The organism is Nocardiopsis nanhaiensis (assembly GCF_054778635.1).
The window spans coordinates 12,780-24,345 of the sequence record NZ_BAAGZJ010000067.1 but is presented as its reverse complement, the minus strand read 5'-3'; the positions used below and the strand labels follow the sequence as shown (position 1 = coordinate 24,345).

Genomic DNA, 11,566 nt, shown 5'->3' with positions numbered 1-11,566 from the left:
GGAAGCGCGTAGACTGGTTCTGACCCACGGTTACGCGAGATCCGGTTCCGCTTGTTCTCGCCATGTCGCACACCGTTTTGACCGCTTGTTCGGTTAGCGGTAGCCTGTGTGATTGTGCCCGTGAGTCGACGGGTCACACGTGCGTGTGCGGCGCCCCGGGCCTCTTTCAGGACGGACGCAAGGCGCGCGGCGCATGTGAACCCCCTCCTGTGAATCGGCCGTTCGGTCGGGTGTGCATCCATCCACCATGCGTGGGAACGAGTGCGACACGCCCGACCCCGGGGGCCGGGGAGGTTCGGGAAATTCAGCAGGTCAATAGCGATATCGGCTACGAGAACCGGCGTAGGTCACGAGGAAGACGGAGACGCGGTGCCCACCATCCAGCAGCTGGTCCGCAAGGGCCGACAGGACAAGGTCGCAAAGAACAAGACCCCGGCGCTGAAGGGGAGTCCGCAGCGTCGTGGTGTGTGCACGCGTGTCTACACCACTACGCCGAAGAAGCCGAACTCCGCTCTGCGTAAGGTCGCTCGCGTCAAGCTGAGCAGCGGCATCGAGGTCACGGCCTACATCCCCGGCATTGGTCACAACCTCCAGGAGCACAGCATCGTGCTGGTGCGCGGCGGTCGTGTCAAGGACCTGCCGGGTGTCCGCTACCGAATTGTCCGCGGCTCGCTCGACACCCAGGGTGTCCGGGGCCGCAAGCAGGCCCGTAGCCACTACGGCGCCAAGAAGGAGAAGTAAGCATGCCGCGCAAGGGCCCGGCGCCGAAGCGCCAGCTCATCACCGACCCGGTTTACGGCTCGCCGCTCGTCACCGCACTGATCAACAAGGTGCTCCTCGACGGCAAGCGCTCCATCGCTCAGAGCGTCGTCTACGACGCCCTGGAAGGCGCCCGGGAGAAGACCGGTCAGGACCCGCTCGTTGTTCTCAAGCGAGGCCTGGACAACGTCAAGCCCGCGCTGGAGGTCCGCAGCCGCCGTGTCGGTGGCGCGACCTACCAGGTGCCGGTCGAGGTTCGCGCCTCCCGGTCCACCACGCTGGCCCTGCGCTGGCTGGTCTCTTACTCGCGCAAGCGTCGTGAGAAGACCATGACCGAGCGACTGATGAACGAGCTGGTCGACGCCAGCAACGGTCTGGGCGCGGCTGTCAAGAAGCGTGAGGACACGCACAAGATGGCCGAGTCGAACAAGGCCTTCGCCCACTACCGCTGGTAACCCCGCGGCGAATCGATTCCTTGAGACCTAGGGAAGACGAGCCTCATGGCTAAGACTTTGCTTGACCTGGCCAAGGTCCGCAACATCGGCATCATGGCCCACATCGACGCGGGCAAGACGACGACGACCGAGCGGATCCTCTACTACACCGGTGTCACCCACAAGGTGGGTGAGGTCCACGACGGCGCCGCCACGATGGACTGGATGAAGGAGGAGCAGGAGCGGGGTATCACCATTACCTCGGCTGCTACCACCACCCACTGGGACGACCACACGATCAACATCATCGACACGCCCGGCCACGTCGACTTCACGGTCGAGGTCGAGCGGTCGCTGCGCGTGCTCGACGGTGCCGTCGCCGTGTTCGACGCCAAGGAAGGCGTCGAGCCCCAGTCGGAGCAGGTCTGGCGCCAGGCCGACCGTTACAAGGTCCCGCGGATCTGCTTCGTCAACAAGATGGACAAGATCGGCGCCGAGTTCCAGCGCTGTGTCGACATGTTCCGTGAGCGCCTCGGCGCCAACGTCATGCCGATCCAGCTGAACATCGGTGCCGAGAGCGACTTCAAGGGCGTCATCGACCTCGTGAAGATGCAGGCCTACGTCTGGAACGACGAGGCCAAGCTCGGCGAGATGTACGAGACGGTCGACATCCCCGAGACCCACGTGGACGCCGCTCGCGAGGCGCGCGACCAGTTCATCGAGACGCTGGCCGAGGCCGACGACGAGATCATGGAGCTGTACCTCGAGGGCCAGGAGCCCACCGAGGAGCAGCTCGTCACGGCGATCCGTCGCGCCACCATCGCCGGCACCGCTGTTCCGGTGGTCTGCGGCACCGCGTTCAAGAACAAGGGCGTGCAGCCCCTGCTCGACGCGGTCATCGCCTACCTTCCCTCGCCCCAGGACGTCGACGCCATCGAAGGCCACGACCCCAAGGACGAGTCCGAGGAGACCAAGCTCGAGCGCAAGCCGAGCATCGACGAGCCGATGTCCGCCCTGGTCTTCAAGATCATGAGCGACCCGCACCTGGGCAAGCTGACCTACGTGCGCATCTACTCGGGTGTTCTCACCACCGGTACCCAGGTGCTCAACAGCCTGAAGGGCCGCAAGGAGCGCATCGGCAAGATCTACCGCATGCACTCGAACAAGCGTGAGGAGATCGCCGAGGCCGGCGCGGGCGACATCGTCGCTGTCATGGGTCTGAAGGACACCACGACCGGTGAGACGCTCTGCGAGCAGAGCTCGCCGATCGTCCTGGAGTCCATGACGTTCCCGGCTCCGGTCATCGAGGTGGCCATCGAGCCGAAGACCAAGAGCGACCAGGAGAAGCTGGGCATCGCGATCCAGCGTCTGGCCGACGAGGACCCCTCCTTCCAGGTGGCTTCGGACGAGCAGACCGGGCAGACCGTGATCTCCGGCATGGGTGAGCTGCACCTCGAGGTGCTCGTCAACCGCATGCGCGACGAGTTCAAGGTCGAGGCCAACATCGGTAAGCCCCAGGTGGCCTACCGCGAGACCGTTCGCAAGAAGGTTGAAGGCCACGTCTTCACCCACAAGAAGCAGACCGGTGGTTCGGGCCAGTTCGCCAAGGTCAAGATCGACCTCGAGCCGCTTGTCGCGGACGAGGGCAGCGACGCCTCCGGTTACGAGTTCGTCAACGCGGTTACCGGTGGCCGTATCCCGCGGGAGTACATCCCGTCCGTGGACGCCGGCTGCCAGGAGGCCGCGGAGCTGGGTGTGCTCGCGCACTACCCGCTCGTCGGCATCAAGGTGACGCTGCAGGACGGTCAGTACCACGAGGTCGACTCCTCCGAGATGGCGTTCAAGACCGCTGGCTCGATGGCCTTCAAGGAGGCTGTCAAGCTCGCCAAGCCTGCGCTGCTCGAGCCGGTCATGGCCGTCGAGGTCACCACGCCCGAGGAGTACATGGGCGATGTGATCGGTGACCTGAACTCCCGCCGTGGACAGATTCAGTCCATGGACGAGCGTTCCGGCGTCCGCCTCGTCAAGGCCCAGGTGCCCCTCTCGGAAATGTTCGGCTACGTGGGTGACCTGCGCAGCCGTACGCAGGGTCGAGCCAACTACTCGATGGTGTTCGACTCCTACGCGGAGGTTCCGTCCGCTGTCGCCCAAGAAATTGTGGCGAAGGTTCGCGGCGAGTAGTCGCGAACACGTAACCAGGCTGTGCCCCGCGTCTGCGGGGTTACACCACAGTCAAATAGTTCTGTACGTCTAGGAGACTTCCAGTGGCGAAGGAAAAGTTCGAGCGGACTAAGCCGCACGTCAACATCGGCACCATCGGTCACATTGACCACGGCAAGACCACGCTGACCGCGGCCATCACCAAGGTGCTGCACGACGCGTACCCGGAGCTGAACCCGTTCACCCCGTTTGAGGACATCGACAACGCTCCTGAGGAGCGCGAGCGCGGTATCACCATCTCCGTGGCTCACGTCGAGTACCAGACGCAGGAGCGCCACTACGCTCACGTCGACTGCCCCGGCCACGCTGACTATGTCAAGAACATGATCACCGGTGCCGCGCAGATGGACGGCGCGATCCTGGTCGTGGCCGCCACCGACGGCCCGATGCCGCAGACCAAGGAGCACGTGCTCCTGGCCCGCCAGGTCGGCGTCCCCGCCATCGTCGTCGCCCTGAACAAGGCCGACATGGTGGACGACGACGAGATCTTCGAGCTCGTCGAGCTCGAGGTCCGTGAGCTGCTCAGCGAGTACGAGTTCCCCGGCGACGACGTCCCGGTCACCAAGGTCTCGGCGCTGAAGGCGCTCGAGGGCGAGGAGACCTGGAAGAACGCCATCCTCGAGCTCATGGGCACCGTCGACTCCTTCATTCCGGAGCCGGAGCGCGACACCGACAAGCCCTTCCTCATGCCGATCGAGGACGTCTTCTCGATCACCGGTCGCGGCACCGTCGTCACCGGTCGCATCGAGCGCGGCGTCGTCAACGTCAGCGAGACCGTTGACATCGTCGGCATCAAGGAAGACAAGCAGACCACCACCGTCACCGGTGTTGAGATGTTCCGCAAGCTGCTCGACAACGGTCAGGCTGGCGACAACGTCGGTCTGCTCCTGCGCGGCATCAAGCGCGAGGACGTCGAGCGCGGCCAGGTCGTGATCAAGCCCGGCACGACCACCCCGCACACCGACTTCGAGGGCCAGGTCGTCATCCTGTCCAAGGACGAGGGTGGCCGGCACACGCCCTTCTTCAACAACTACCGTCCGCAGTTCTACTTCCGCACCACTGACGTCACCGGCGTCGTGACGCTGCCGGAGGGCACGGAGATGGTCATGCCCGGTGACTCCACCGCGATGACCGTCAACCTGATCCAGCCGGTCGCGATGGAAGAGGGCCTCAAGTTCGCCATCCGTGAGGGCGGCCGGACCGTGGGCGCGGGTCGCGTCACGAAGATCCTCAAGTAGCACGCACGTTGGGGTGGCACCAGAGCCGCCCCGACGTGGTGGGTGGGCCGCTTCACGGCGGCCCGCCCACCACACAGAAAAGACGTCATCGGGCTCTGTGACGGTGACGCACCGCAGGGGCAAGCCCTGTTGCGGTTTCTCAAGGAAATAGGGGCTCACGGCCAACACGCCGGCGGATTCGCCGACGGGCCTGGGCGTCTGTGACCGGGACAGCTCACCGTTACGGACACTGAAGCGAAGGACGAACAGGCCACATGGCGGGACAGAAGATCCGCATTCGGCTAAAGGCCTATGACCACGAGGTCATCGACAGCTCGGCGCGCAAGATCGTTGAGACTGTGACGCGAACTGGCGCACAGGTCGCGGGCCCGGTGCCGCTGCCGACGGAGAAAAACGTTTACTGCGTCATCCGATCGCCGCACAAGTACAAGGATTCGCGCGAGCACTTCGAGATGCGCACCCACAAGCGGCTGATCGACATCATCGACCCCACGCCGAAGACGGTCGACTCGCTTATGCGGCTCGACCTCCCGGCTGGCGTTGACATCGAGATCAAGCTTTAAGGACGCACAGACATGGCCACCAAGCAGATCAAGGGAGTTCTGGGCGAAAAGCTCGGCATGACCCAGGTCTTCGACGACGCGGGCAAGATGGTTCCCGTCACCGTCCTGAAGGCCGGTCCGTGCGTCGTGAGCCGCATCCGGACTCCGGACTCCGATGGCTACTCCGCCATCCAGCTCGGCTACGGGCAGATCAATCCGCGCAAGGTCAACAAGCCCCTCGGCGACTACCTGCGCGCGAACGACCTGACCCCGCGCCGCCACTACGTCGAGGTGCGCACCACTGACGCCTCCGAGTACCAGCTCGGTCAGGAAGTCGACGCGGCCTCGTTCGAGGACGGCCAGAAGGTCGACGTCACGGGCAAGAGCAAGGGCAAGGGCTTCGCCGGTGTGATGAAGCGCCACGGTTTCAGTGGTATGTCCGCCTCGCACGGTACGCACAAGACGCACCGCACCCCGGGCGCCATCGGCGGTTGCGCGACGCCCGGCCGCGTTTTCAAGGGCATGAGGATGGCCGGGCGCATGGGCAACGTGCGCAAGACCATCCAGAACCTGACCGTCCACTCCGTGGACTCGGAGAAGGGCATCATCCTGGTCAAGGGTGCTGTGCCCGGTCCCAACGGCGGTCTGGTGCTCGTCCGCACCGCTGTGAAGGGGGACAAGTAAGTCATGGCCCAGATCGAGGTCAAGAACCCTGAAGGCGACTCCAAGGGCAGCGTGGAGCTCCCCGAGACCGTCTTCGCCCAGCAGGTCAGCATTCCGCTGATCCACCAGGTCGTGAACGGCCAGCTGGCAGCTGGCCGGCAGGGCACCCACGCCACCAAGACCCGCGGCGAAGTCCGCGGCGGTGGCAAGAAGCCCTACCGCCAGAAGGGGACCGGTCGCGCCCGTCAGGGCTCGATCCGCGCCCCGCAGTACACCGGTGGTGGCACCGTTCACGGTCCCCAGCCGCGTGACTACTCCCAGCGGACCCCGAAGAAGATGAAGGCCGCCGCCCTGCGCGGAGCCCTCTCCGACCGGGCCAACCACGGCCGTATCCACGTCGTCAGCCACTTCGTGGCCGAGGACACGGACGGCAAGTTCACGCAGACCGCTCTGAAGGCGCTGCGCCAGGTGACCGAGTCCGACAAGGTTCTCGTCGTCCTGGCCCGCGAGGACGAGCACAACCGGCGCGCCCTGCGGAACCTCGAAGAGGTGCACATCCTCGACGCGGACCAGGTGAACACCTACGACGTCCTGTACTCGGACGACGTGGTCTTCACCGAGGCGGGCTACGCCGAGTTCCTGGCCCACGCGGCTGGTACCTCTAAGGCCGCTGAGTCCGAGGAGGACGACCAGTGAGGATCGCTGACCACCGCGACATCATCGTCGAGCCGGTGATCTCCGAGAAGAGCTACGGGCTCATGGACGAGAACAAGTACACGTTCATCGTCCGGCCCGAAGCCAACAAGACCCAGATCAAGATCGCGATCGAGAAGATCTTCGAGGTGAAGGTCACGAACGTGAACACGATCAACCGGAAGGGTAAGCGCAAGCGGACCCGTTTCGGCTTCGGGAAGCGTCCCGACACCAAGCGAGCGATTGTCAGCGTGGCCGACGGCCAGCGGATCGACATCTTCGGTGTCTGACCTTTTCCGGGTCTGACCGCTACACGTCAAGCAATACGTAAAGGAATGCGCGAAGAAGATGGGCATTCGTAAGCACAAGCCGACGACGCCGGGTCGTCGCGGCTCCAGCGTGAGCGACTTTGTCGAGATCACGCGCTCGGAGCCGGAGAAGTCCCTGGTCCGTCCGCTTCACTCCAAGGGCGGTCGTAACGGCCACGGCCGGATCACCACCCGTCACCAGGGTGGTGGCCACAAGCGCGCCTACCGCGTGATCGACTTCCGTCGTCACGACAAGGACGGCGTGCCGGCCAAGGTTGCTCACATCGAGTACGACCCCAACCGCACCGCCCGCATCGCCCTGCTGCACTACTTGGACGGTGAGAAGCGCTACATCCTGGCGCCCGCCGGCCTCAAGCAGGGTGACCGGGTCGAGAACGGGTCCCAGTCCGACATCAAGCCGGGCAACTGCCTCCCGCTGCGCAACATCCCCACGGGTACGTTCGTGCACGCGGTCGAGCTGAAGCCGGGCGGTGGCGCCAAGCTGGGCCGTTCCGCCGGGTCGCAGATCCAGCTCCTCGCCAAGGAAGGCCGTTACGCCACGCTGCGTATGCCCTCCGGTGAGATGCGCATGGTCGAGGTCTCCTGCCGCGCGACGGTTGGTCAGGTCGGCAACGCCGAGCAGTCCAACATCCGCTGGGGCAAGGCCGGCCGCTCCCGGTGGAAGGGCAAGCGCCCGACCGTCCGCGGTGTCGTGATGAACCCCATCGACCACCCGCACGGTGGTGGTGAGGGTAAGAGCTCCGGTGGCCGTCACCCGGTGAGCCCTTGGGGCCAGAAGGAAGGCCGGACCCGGAGCAAGAAGAAGGCCAGCAACAAGCTGATCGTGCGGCGTCGGCGTAGCGGTAAGAAGAAGCGGTAAGGAGCACGTCTGATGCCACGTAGCCTTAAGAAGGGTCCCTTCGTCGACGACCACCTCATCAAGAAGGTGGAAGTCCAGAACGAGAAGAAGACCAAGAACGTCATCAAGACGTGGTCCCGGCGATCCATGATCGTCCCGGAGATGATCGGTCACACGATCGCCGTCCACGACGGCCGCAAGCACGTTCCGGTGTTCGTGTCGGAGTCGATGGTCGGCCACAAGCTCGGTGAGTTCGCTCCCACGCGTACTTTCCGCAGCCACGTCAAGGAAGACCGCCGTAGCCGCCGTTAGCGGTTGCAGCAGTTGTTAAGAACCACTTTCTCCACGGTGAGTGGAGATGAATTTCCGTGAGCGAGGGAAAAGCGATGGGAACGAGGGCACAGGCGCGGTTCGTCCGCGTTACGCCCCGGAAGGCTCGCCGGGTGGCGGACCTTATTCGCGGGTTGCCCGCTGACGAGGCACAGGCGGTGCTCCGGTTCGCTCCCCAGTCGGCGAGCGAGCCCGTTGGCAAGGTTCTGGCTAGCGCCATGGCCAACGCCGAGCACAACGACAAGCTGGACCGCGAGACTCTGGTGGTCGAGCGCGTCTGGGTGGACGAGGGTCCGACCCTGAAGCGCATTCGTCCGCGAGGCTTCGGCCGGGCTTTCCGGGTCACGAAGCGCACGAGCCACATCACCGTGGTCGTCGCTGAGAACTCGGGCGCCTCGTCCAAGACGAAGGAAAGGACCCGATAGTGGGGCAGAAGGTAAACCCGCACGGGTTCCGTCTCGGTATCAGCACTGACTTCAAGAGCCGGTGGTACGCCGACAAGTCCTATAAGGACTACGTCAAGGAAGACGTCGCGATCCGTCGGATGCTGACCCGTGGCATGGAGCGTGCGGGCATCTCCAAGGTCGAGATCGAGCGCACCCGTGACCGTGTCCGCGTGGACGTCTACACCGCCCGGCCGGGCATCGTCATCGGCCGCCGCGGCGTTGAGGCCGACCGGATCCGTACGGACCTGGAGAAGCTGACCGGCAAGCAGGTGCAGCTGAACGTCTTCGAGGTCAAGAACCCGGAGATCGACGCGCAGCTTGTCGCCCAGGGCGTCGCTGAGCAGCTGAGCAGCCGCGTGGCCTTCCGCCGCGCGATGCGCAAGGCCATGCAGAGCGCCATGAAGGGCGGAGCCAAGGGCATCCGTATCCAGTGCGGTGGCCGTCTGGGTGGGGCTGAGATGTCCCGCTCGGAGTTCTACCGCGAGGGTCGCGTCCCGCTGCACACGCTGCGCGCCGACATCGACTACGGCTTCTTCGAGGCCCGTACGACGTTCGGCCGCATCGGCGTGAAGGTGTGGATCTACAAGGGCGACGCCCCGGTGACCCGCGCCGAGCGCGAGGCTGCCCAGGCCGCTCAGCGCACCGCCGGTGGCGGTCAGCGCCGTGAGCGCCCGCAGCGTCGTCGCCGCGGTGGCGCCGCCGGCGGCGCCAACACTGAGGCCAAGGCCGGTGCTTCGGCCGAGGCCCCGAAGACCGAGGGGAGCTGACTGACCAGTGCTTATTCCTCGCAAGGTTAAGTACCGCAAGCAGCACCACCCGGACCTGCGTGGCAAGGCCAAGGGCGGCACGACCGTCAACTTCGGTGAGTACGGCATCCAGGCTCTCGAGTCGGCGTACGTGACGAACCGGCAGATCGAGTCCGCTCGTATTGCCATGACGCGTCACATCAAGCGTGGCGGCAAGGTGTGGATCAACATCTTCCCGGACCGCCCGCTGACGAAGAAGCCCGCCGAGGTCCGCATGGGTTCCGGTAAGGGTTCGCCCGAGTGGTGGGTCGCGCCGGTCAAGCCCGGGCGTGTGATGTTCGAGCTGTCGGGCGTGCCCGAGGCCGTGGCCAAGGAGGCCCTGCGCCGTGCGATGCACAAGCTCCCGATGAAGTGCAAGTTTGTTAAGCGGGAGGTGTGGGAGTAGTGGCGAAGTCCGTGACTGCCCACGAGCTGCGCGACCAGTCCCTCGAGGACCTGGTCACGAAGCTCAAGGAAGCCAAGGAAGAGCTCTTCAACCTCCGCTTCCAGGCCGCCACCGGCCAGCTCGACAACCACAGCCGTCTGCGCACTGTCAAGCGCGAGATCGCGCGGATCTACACGGTCATGCGCGAGCACGAGCTGGGCATCGTCCCGCTGTCTGGTGAGTCGGCTGAGGAGACGAAGGAAGCAGCCGAATGAGTGAGAACCAGACCGCAGCGCGCAACTACCGCAAGACGCGTGAGGGCTACGTCGTCAGCGACAAGATGGACAAGACCGTCGTTGTCGAGGTTGAGGACCGCGTCAAGCACGCTCTGTACGGCAAGGTCATCCGTCGGACGACCAAGTACAAGGTGCACGACGAGGCGAACTCCGCTGGTGTCGGTGACCGGGTCAGCATGATGGAGACCCGTCCGCTCTCCGCGACGAAGCGTTGGCGCGTCGTGGAGATCCTGGAGAAGGCTAAGTAACCCCGGCCTGTTGGCGGCCGACACTGGTTGTCGGCCGCCGACGCGAGGGGTGAGACCACCTAGCCGTGCGGCAGTGGACCGCACGCATCACATCAGGAGCAGACGTGATTCAGCAGGAGTCGCGACTCAAGGTCGCCGACAACACGGGTGCCAAGGAGATCCTTACCATCCGTGTTCTCGGTGGCTCGGGTCGGCGCTACGCCGGGGTTGGTGACACCATCGTCGCCACGGTGAAGGACGCCCTGCCTGGCGCTGGAGTCAAGAAGGGCGACGTCGTCAAGGCCGTTATCGTGCGCACCGCTAAGGAGCGCCGCCGGCCCGACGGCTCCTACATCCGCTTCGATGAGAACGCTGCCGTGCTCATCAAGGACGGTGGGGACCCGCGAGGCACCCGCATCTTCGGCCCGGTCGGCCGTGAGCTGCGTGACAAGAAGTACATGCGCATCATTTCGCTGGCGCCGGAGGTGCTCTAAGCGATGAAGATCAAATCTGGCGACGAGGTCATCGTTCTCGCCGGCAAGGACAAGGGTGCCACCGGCAAGGTCGTCAAGGCCATGCCGAAGGAAGACCGTGTCGTCGTCGAGGGCGTCAACCTGGTCAAGAAGCACAGGAAGGCCAACCCGGCGGGCGGCCAGCAGGGCGAGGTCGTCACCAAGGAGGCCCCCATCCACGTGAGCAATGTTGCGCTCGCGGAGGACGGCAAGGCATCCCGGGTCGGCTACCGCTTCGAGGAAGACGGAACCAAGGTTCGGGTCTCCCGCCGCACCGGTAAGGACATCTGATGACGGTTACCAACGACATCACCGCACCTCCGATGCCGCGGCTCAAGGAGAAGTACCGCAACGAGATCGCTGCGGGGCTCAAGGACGAGTTCGACATCGCCAACGTCATGCAGATCCCCGGTCTGACGAAGATCGTGATCAACATGGGCGTGGGCGAGGCGGCTCGTGACGCGAAGCTGATCCAGGGCGCGATCGCCGATCTCACGGCGATCACCGGCCAGAAGCCCAAGGTCAACCGGGCGAAGAACTCCATCGCGCAGTTCAAGCTGCGCGAGGGCATGCCGATCGGCGCCAGCGTCACGCTGCGCGGCGACCGCATGTGGGAGTTCGCCGACCGGCTGCTCTCCCTGGCTCTGCCCCGGATCCGGGACTTCCGTGGCCTTTCCCCGAAGCAGTTCGACGGGAACGGCAACTACACCTTCGGCCTGACCGAGCAGGTCATGTTCCACGAGGTGGACCCGGACAAGGTCGACCGGCAGCGTGGGATGGACATCACGGTTGTCACCACGGCCACCACCGACGACCAGGGCCGCAGCCTGCTCAAGCGGCTCGGTTTCCCGTTCAAGGAAGCCTGAGGG

The 11,566-nt window shown here is 64.9% G+C and carries 18 protein-coding genes; all 18 read left to right on the top strand.

Annotated features, from left to right (window positions below):
* The first annotated feature begins 369 nt into the window (after positions 1-369).
* The 18 genes from rpsL (at position 370) to rplE (ending at position 11,563) form a co-directional block, all read left to right on the top strand.
* A complete protein-coding gene (gene rpsL / locus ACYVD1_RS25730; RefSeq protein WP_014912437.1) occupies positions 370-741 on the top strand; it encodes a 30S ribosomal protein S12 in 372 nt (123 codons plus the stop codon).
* A gap of 2 nt (positions 742-743) precedes the next feature.
* Positions 744-1,214, top strand: a complete 471-nt coding sequence (gene rpsG, locus ACYVD1_RS25725) for a 30S ribosomal protein S7 (protein ID WP_460747622.1) — start codon at positions 744-746, stop codon at positions 1,212-1,214.
* Between the two features lie 45 nt (positions 1,215-1,259).
* Entirely contained in the window at positions 1,260-3,374 is a 2,115-nt protein-coding gene (fusA, locus tag ACYVD1_RS25720; protein ID WP_460777063.1) for an elongation factor G, read from the top strand.
* 83 nt (positions 3,375-3,457) lie between these two features.
* Positions 3,458-4,651: an elongation factor Tu gene (gene tuf / locus ACYVD1_RS25715; RefSeq protein WP_460747624.1), complete on the top strand. Its 1,194-nt coding sequence runs from the start codon at positions 3,458-3,460 to the stop codon at positions 4,649-4,651.
* Positions 4,652-4,905: 254 nt separating this feature from the next.
* Complete coding sequence (gene rpsJ / locus ACYVD1_RS25710; RefSeq protein ID WP_013156110.1) at positions 4,906-5,214, top strand: 30S ribosomal protein S10; 309 nt, start codon at positions 4,906-4,908, stop codon at positions 5,212-5,214.
* Between the two features lie 12 nt (positions 5,215-5,226).
* A complete protein-coding gene (gene rplC / locus ACYVD1_RS25705) occupies positions 5,227-5,877 on the top strand; it encodes a 50S ribosomal protein L3 (protein WP_460747625.1) in 651 nt (216 codons plus the stop codon).
* A gap of 3 nt (positions 5,878-5,880) precedes the next feature.
* Positions 5,881-6,552 carry a 50S ribosomal protein L4 gene (gene rplD / locus ACYVD1_RS25700; protein WP_460777062.1) on the top strand — a complete coding sequence of 224 codons (672 nt, stop codon included), beginning with the start codon at positions 5,881-5,883 and terminating at the stop codon, positions 6,550-6,552.
* A complete protein-coding gene (gene rplW / locus ACYVD1_RS25695) occupies positions 6,549-6,839 on the top strand; it encodes a 50S ribosomal protein L23 (RefSeq protein WP_460747627.1) in 291 nt (96 codons plus the stop codon). The genes rplD and rplW overlap by 4 nt, the downstream gene beginning before the upstream one ends.
* A 58-nt stretch (positions 6,840-6,897) precedes the next feature.
* Positions 6,898-7,737 (top strand): 50S ribosomal protein L2, encoded by an 840-nt coding sequence (rplB, locus tag ACYVD1_RS25690; protein WP_460777061.1) that lies wholly within the window; start codon positions 6,898-6,900, stop codon positions 7,735-7,737.
* Positions 7,738-7,749: 12 nt separating this feature from the next.
* Positions 7,750-8,028, top strand: a complete 279-nt coding sequence (gene rpsS, locus ACYVD1_RS25685) for a 30S ribosomal protein S19 (RefSeq protein WP_460747631.1) — start codon at positions 7,750-7,752, stop codon at positions 8,026-8,028.
* A gap of 74 nt (positions 8,029-8,102) precedes the next feature.
* Positions 8,103-8,471 (top strand): 50S ribosomal protein L22, encoded by a 369-nt coding sequence (rplV, locus tag ACYVD1_RS25680; RefSeq protein WP_460747633.1) that lies wholly within the window; start codon positions 8,103-8,105, stop codon positions 8,469-8,471.
* A complete protein-coding gene (gene rpsC, locus ACYVD1_RS25675) occupies positions 8,471-9,259 on the top strand; it encodes a 30S ribosomal protein S3 (protein ID WP_460777060.1) in 789 nt (262 codons plus the stop codon). The genes rplV and rpsC overlap by 1 nt, the downstream gene beginning before the upstream one ends.
* A 7-nt stretch (positions 9,260-9,266) precedes the next feature.
* Positions 9,267-9,683 carry a 50S ribosomal protein L16 gene (gene rplP / locus ACYVD1_RS25670; RefSeq protein ID WP_460747635.1) on the top strand — a complete coding sequence of 139 codons (417 nt, stop codon included), beginning with the start codon at positions 9,267-9,269 and terminating at the stop codon, positions 9,681-9,683.
* The gene (gene rpmC, locus ACYVD1_RS25665) at positions 9,683-9,937 is read left to right on the top strand and encodes a 50S ribosomal protein L29 (protein ID WP_460747636.1); all 255 of its coding nucleotides are present in this window, start codon (positions 9,683-9,685) and stop codon (positions 9,935-9,937) included. The genes rplP and rpmC overlap by 1 nt, the downstream gene beginning before the upstream one ends.
* A complete protein-coding gene (gene rpsQ, locus ACYVD1_RS25660; RefSeq protein ID WP_460777059.1) occupies positions 9,934-10,206 on the top strand; it encodes a 30S ribosomal protein S17 in 273 nt (90 codons plus the stop codon). The genes rpmC and rpsQ overlap by 4 nt, the downstream gene beginning before the upstream one ends.
* 104 nt (positions 10,207-10,310) lie before the next feature.
* Positions 10,311-10,679 carry a 50S ribosomal protein L14 gene (rplN, locus tag ACYVD1_RS25655; protein WP_460747639.1) on the top strand — a complete coding sequence of 123 codons (369 nt, stop codon included), beginning with the start codon at positions 10,311-10,313 and terminating at the stop codon, positions 10,677-10,679.
* A gap of 3 nt (positions 10,680-10,682) precedes the next feature.
* On the top strand, positions 10,683-10,988 hold the full coding sequence (gene rplX / locus ACYVD1_RS25650) for a 50S ribosomal protein L24 (RefSeq protein ID WP_460747640.1): 306 nt from the start codon (positions 10,683-10,685) through the stop codon (positions 10,986-10,988).
* Positions 10,988-11,563, top strand: a complete 576-nt coding sequence (rplE, locus tag ACYVD1_RS25645; RefSeq protein ID WP_460747641.1) for a 50S ribosomal protein L5 — start codon at positions 10,988-10,990, stop codon at positions 11,561-11,563. Before rplX ends, rplE begins: the two co-directional genes overlap by 1 nt.
* Positions 11,564-11,566: the final 3 nt, after the last annotated feature.

Coding starts and splice junctions, on each gene's coding strand:
- rpsG (WP_460747622.1), top strand. CDS start 744: ATGCCGCGCAAGGGCCCGGCGCCGAAGCGCCAGCTCATCACCGACCCG.
- fusA (WP_460777063.1), top strand. CDS start 1,260: ATGGCTAAGACTTTGCTTGACCTGGCCAAGGTCCGCAACATCGGCATC.
- rpsJ (WP_013156110.1), top strand. CDS start 4,906: ATGGCGGGACAGAAGATCCGCATTCGGCTAAAGGCCTATGACCACGAG.
- rplC (WP_460747625.1), top strand. CDS start 5,227: ATGGCCACCAAGCAGATCAAGGGAGTTCTGGGCGAAAAGCTCGGCATG.
- rplD (WP_460777062.1), top strand. CDS start 5,881: ATGGCCCAGATCGAGGTCAAGAACCCTGAAGGCGACTCCAAGGGCAGC.
- rplB (WP_460777061.1), top strand. CDS start 6,898: ATGGGCATTCGTAAGCACAAGCCGACGACGCCGGGTCGTCGCGGCTCC.
- rpsS (WP_460747631.1), top strand. CDS start 7,750: ATGCCACGTAGCCTTAAGAAGGGTCCCTTCGTCGACGACCACCTCATC.
- rplV (WP_460747633.1), top strand. CDS start 8,103: ATGGGAACGAGGGCACAGGCGCGGTTCGTCCGCGTTACGCCCCGGAAG.
- rpsQ (WP_460777059.1), top strand. CDS start 9,934: ATGAGTGAGAACCAGACCGCAGCGCGCAACTACCGCAAGACGCGTGAG.
- rplX (WP_460747640.1), top strand. CDS start 10,683: ATGAAGATCAAATCTGGCGACGAGGTCATCGTTCTCGCCGGCAAGGAC.
- rplE (WP_460747641.1), top strand. CDS start 10,988: ATGACGGTTACCAACGACATCACCGCACCTCCGATGCCGCGGCTCAAG.